Origin of the sequence: Mycobacterium sp. E802 (genome assembly GCF_001666875.1) — a bacterium.
In the GTDB taxonomy this organism is placed as follows: Bacteria; Actinomycetota; Actinomycetes; order Mycobacteriales; family Mycobacteriaceae; genus Mycobacterium.
In genome coordinates, this window is the sequence record NZ_LZJD01000070.1 from 1 (window position 1) to 5391 (window position 5391).

Consider the following 5391-nt stretch of genomic DNA (forward strand, 5'->3'; position numbering starts at 1 on the left):
CGCTCTTTTTCCCGTTTAGGGTGTGGCTTGTTTTTTTGATGCCAGTTTTTGGTGTCTTTTGTTTGTGATCGGATTTTTCTGATTCGAATTCTGCCTGTCGTTGGATGGGAAGTTTTTGTTTGGAGAGTTTGATCCTGGCTCAGGACGAACGCTGGCGGCGTGCTTAACACATGCAAGTCGAACGGAAAGGCCCTTCGGGGTACTCGAGTGGCGAACGGGTGAGTAACACGTGGGTGATCTGCCCTGCACTTTGGGATAAGCCTGGGAAACTGGGTCTAATACCGGATAGGACCACGCGCTTCATGGTGTGTGGTGGAAAGCTTTTGCGGTGTGGGATGGGCCCGCGGCCTATCAGCTTGTTGGTGGGGTAATGGCCTACCAAGGCGACGACGGGTAGCCGGCCTGAGAGGGTGACCGGCCACACTGGGACTGAGATACGGCCCAGACTCCTACGGGAGGCAGCAGTGGGGAATATTGCACAATGGGCGCAAGCCTGATGCAGCGACGCCGCGTGAGGGATGACGGCCTTCGGGTTGTAAACCTCTTTCAATAGGGACGAAGCGCAAGTGACGGTACCTATAGAAGAAGGACCGGCCAACTACGTGCCAGCAGCCGCGGTAATACGTAGGGTCCGAGCGTTGTCCGGAATTACTGGGCGTAAAGAGCTCGTAGGTGGTTTGTCGCGTTGTTCGTGAAAACTCACAGCTTAACTGTGGGCGTGCGGGCGATACGGGCAGACTAGAGTACTGCAGGGGAGACTGGAATTCCTGGTGTAGCGGTGGAATGCGCAGATATCAGGAGGAACACCGGTGGCGAAGGCGGGTCTCTGGGCAGTAACTGACGCTGAGGAGCGAAAGCGTGGGGAGCGAACAGGATTAGATACCCTGGTAGTCCACGCCGTAAACGGTGGGTACTAGGTGTGGGTTTCCTTCCTTGGGATCCGTGCCGTAGCTAACGCATTAAGTACCCCGCCTGGGGAGTACGGCCGCAAGGCTAAAACTCAAAGGAATTGACGGGGGCCCGCACAAGCGGCGGAGCATGTGGATTAATTCGATGCAACGCGAAGAACCTTACCTGGGTTTGACATGCACAGGACGCCGGCAGAGATGTCGGTTCCCTTGTGGCCTGTGTGCAGGTGGTGCATGGCTGTCGTCAGCTCGTGTCGTGAGATGTTGGGTTAAGTCCCGCAACGAGCGCAACCCTTGTCTCATGTTGCCAGCACGTTATGGTGGGGACTCGTGAGAGACTGCCGGGGTCAACTCGGAGGAAGGTGGGGATGACGTCAAGTCATCATGCCCCTTATGTCCAGGGCTTCACACATGCTACAATGGCCGGTACAAAGGGCTGCGATGCCGTGAGGTGGAGCGAATCCTTTCAAAGCCGGTCTCAGTTCGGATCGGGGTCTGCAACTCGACCCCGTGAAGTCGGAGTCGCTAGTAATCGCAGATCAGCAACGCTGCGGTGAATACGTTCCCGGGCCTTGTACACACCGCCCGTCACGTCATGAAAGTCGGTAACACCCGAAGCCGGTGGCCTAACCCTTGTGGAGGGAGCCGTCGAAGGTGGGATCGGCGATTGGGACGAAGTCGTAACAAGGTAGCCGTACCGGAAGGTGCGGCTGGATCACCTCCTTTCTAAGGAGCACCACGATAGACATCGTCCATTGGGGATGGTGTAGCCGTGAGGAACCGGTTGCCTGTAGTGGGCACGGTTTGGTGCACAACAAACGTGAGAAGCGGTGTGGGAACACTGTTTTGAGGAACTGCCAGACACACTATTGGGCTTTGAGACAACAGGCCCGCGGTCCTGTCCCGTTGGGGGCAGGGGGTGTGTTGTTGCTCCATCTTTGGTGGTGGGGTGTGGTGTTTGATTTGTGGATAGTGGTTGCGAGCATCTAGCACGCAGAATGTGGCATCTGCCTTCGGGTGGGTGTTGTTTTTGTGTGTTGATGTGCAATTTCTTTTGAAACTCATTTTTGGTTTTTGTGTTGTAAGTGTTTAAGGGCGCATGGTGGATGCCTTGGCACTGGGAGCCGATGAAGGACGTTGGAGGCTGCGATATGCCTCGGGGAGCTGCCAACCGAGCGTTGATCCGAGGATGTCCGAATGGGGAAACCCGGCACGAGTGATGTCGTGTCACCTGGCACTGAATACATAGGTGTCAGGGGGGAACGCGGGGAAGTGAAACATCTCAGTACCCGTAGGAAGAGAAAACAAAATTGTGATTCCGTGAGTAGTGGCGAGCGAAAGCGGAGGATGGCTAAACCGTATGCATGTGATACCGGGTAGGGGTTGTGTGTGCGGGGTTGTGGGACCTGTTTTTCCAGTTCTACTCGGCTGGAGGGTAGTGAGAAAATGTTGTGGTTAGCGGAAGTGGTTTGGGATGACCTGCCGTAGACGGTGAGAGCCCGGTACGTGAAAACCTGACATCTACCTTGAACGGTGTTCCCGAGTAGCAGCGGGCCCGTGAAATCTGCTGTGAATCTGCCGGGACCACCCGGTAAGCCTGAATACTTCCCAGTGACCGATAGCGGATTAGTACCGTGAGGGAATGGTGAAAAGTACCCCGGGAGGGGAGTGAAATAGTACCTGAAACCGTGCGCTTACAATCCGTCAGAGCCCTCCACTTTGTGGTGGGGTGATGGCGTGCCTTTTGAAGAATGAGCCTGCGAGTCAGGGACATGTCGCGAGGTTAACCCGGGTGGGGTAGCCGCAGCGAAAGCGAGTCTGAATAGGGCGTATCCAATCCGTAGGGGTTGGTGTAGTGGTGTGTTCTGGACCCGAAGCGGAGTGATCTACCCATGGCCAGGGTGAAGCGCGGGTAAGACCGCGTGGAGGCCCGAACCCACTTAGGTTGAAGACTGAGGGGATGAGCTGTGGGTAGGGGTGAAAGGCCAATCAAACTCCGTGATAGCTGGTTCTCCCCGAAATGCATTTAGGTGCAGCGTCACATGTTTCTTGTTGGAGGTAGAGCTACTGGATGGCCGATGGGCCCCACAGGGTTACTGACGTCAGCCAAACTCCGAATGCCGACAAGTCCAAGAGTGTGGCAGTGAGACGGCGGGGGATAAGCTCCGTGCGTCGAGAGGGAAACAGCCCAGATCGCCGGCTAAGGCCCCTAAGCGTGTGCTAAGTGGAAAAGGATGTGCAGTCGCGAAGACAACCAGGAGGTTGGCTTAGAAGCAGCCACCCTTGAAAGAGTGCGTAATAGCTCACTGGTCAAGTGATTGTGCGCCGATAATGTAGCGGGGCTCAAGCACACCGCCGAAGCCGCGGCAACGTACTTTGTACGTTGGGTAGGGGAGCGTCCTGCATCCGGTGAAGCAGCAGAGTGATCTAGCTGTGGAGGGTGTGGGAGTGAGAATGCAGGCATGAGTAGCGAATAGGCAAGTGAGAACCTTGCCCGCCGAAAGACCAAGGGTTCCTGGGCCAGGCCAGTCCTCCCAGGGTGAGTCGGGACCTAAGGCGAGGCCGACAGGCGTAGTCGATGGACAACGGGTTGATATTCCCGTACCCGTGTATGTGCGTCCCTGATGAATCCATTGTGCTAACCATCCAAAACCACCGTGACCAATCCCTTCGGGGTGCGGCGTTGGTGGGGCTGCGTGGGACCCCGGTGGGTAGTAGTCAAGCGATGGGGTGACGCAGGAAGGTAGCCGTACCAGTCAGTGGTTGTACTGGGGTAAGCCGGTAGGGAGAAACGTAGGCAAATCCGCGTTTCATATATCCTGAGAGGTGATGCATAGCCGTTTGAGGCGAATTCGGTGATCCTATGCTGCCAAGAAAAGCCTCTAGCGAGGACATACACGGCCCGTACCCCAAACCAACACAGGTGGTCAGGTAGAGAATACTAAGGCGTACGAGTGAACTATGGTTAAGGAACTCGGCAAAATGCCCCCGTAACTTCGGGAGAAGGGGGACCCCCATATCGTCAAGGCTCTTGCGGCCGGCAGCGGGAGGGGGTGGCACAAACCAGTGAGAAGCGACTGTTTACTAAAAACACAGGTCCGTGCGAAGTCGCAAGACGATGTATACGGACTGACGCCTGCCCGGTGCTGGAAGGTTAAGAGGACCCGTTAACCCCTTTGGGGGTGAAGCGGAGAATTTAAGCCCCAGTAAACGGCGGTGGTAACTATAACCATCCTAAGGTAGCGAAATTCCTTGTCGGGTAAGTTCCGACCTGCACGAATGGCGTAACGACTTCTCAACTGTCTCAACCATAGACTCGGCGAAATTGCACTACGAGTAAAGATGCTCGTTACGCGCGGCAGGACGAAAAGACCCCGGGACCTTCACTACAACTTGGTATTGGTGCTCGATACGGTTTGTGTAGGATAGGTGGGAGACTGTGAAGCACGCACGCCAGTGTGTGTGGAGTCGTTGTTGAAATACCACTCTGATCGTATTGGGCCTCTAACCTCGGACCGTATATCCGGTTCAGGGACAGTGCCTGGTGGGTAGTTTAACTGGGGCGGTTGCCTCCCAAAATGTAACGGAGGCGCCCAAAGGTTCCCTCAACCTGGACGGCAATCAGGTGTTGAGTGTAAGTGCACAAGGGAGCTTGACTGCGAGACGTACATGTCGAGCAGGGACGAAAGTCGGGACTAGTGATCCGGCACCTCTGAGTGGAAGGGGTGTCGCTCAACGGATAAAAGGTACCCCGGGGATAACAGGCTGATCTTCCCCAAGAGTCCATATCGACGGGATGGTTTGGCACCTCGATGTCGGCTCGTCGCATCCTGGGGCTGGAGCAGGTCCCAAGGGTTGGGCTGTTCGCCCATTAAAGCGGCACGCGAGCTGGGTTTAGAACGTCGTGAGACAGTTCGGTCTCTATCCGCCGCGCGCGTCAGAAGCTTGAGGAAATCTGTCCCTAGTACGAGAGGACCGGGACGGACGAACCTCTGGTACACCAGTTGTTCCACCAGGAGCACCGCTGGATAGCCACGTTCGGACAGGATAACCGCTGAAAGCATCTAAGCGGGAAACCCCCTCCAAGACCAGGCTTCTCACCCTTTTAGAGGGATAAGGCCCCCCGCAGACCACGGGATTGATAGACCAGACCTGGAAGCCCAGCAATGGGTGAAGGGAACTGGCACTAACCGGCCGAAAACTTACAACAACCAACAAACACCAATGTTTGATGAGTTCCGTAAGACGCATATCTGTCTCGCAACCACACCACAAACACCACGACACCTTGTGTCGGAGTGCCACCGCACCCCACCACCAAAACACACAGGTTTACACTCACAAACGAGTGAATAGAGTTACGGCGGTCCATAGCGGCAGGGAAACGCCCGGTCCCATCCCGAACCCGGAAGCTAAGCCTGCCAGCGCCGATGATACTACCCACACGGGTGGAAAAGTAGGACACCGCCGAACACAAATTAAG

3 rRNA genes are annotated in these 5391 nt (G+C 55.9%); all 3 read left to right on the plus strand.

The window, feature by feature from the left end:
- The first annotated feature begins 116 nt into the window (after positions 1-116).
- Positions 117-1634, plus strand: a 16S ribosomal RNA gene (locus A5699_RS10535).
- A gap of 353 nt (positions 1635-1987) precedes the next feature.
- A 23S ribosomal RNA gene (locus A5699_RS10540) occupies positions 1988-5118 on the plus strand.
- A 149-nt stretch (positions 5119-5267) separates the two neighbouring features.
- Positions 5268-5381, plus strand: a 5S ribosomal RNA gene (rrf, locus tag A5699_RS10545).
- Together the 16S, 23S and 5S rRNA genes form the textbook arrangement of a ribosomal RNA operon.
- Positions 5382-5391 lie beyond the last annotated feature (10 nt).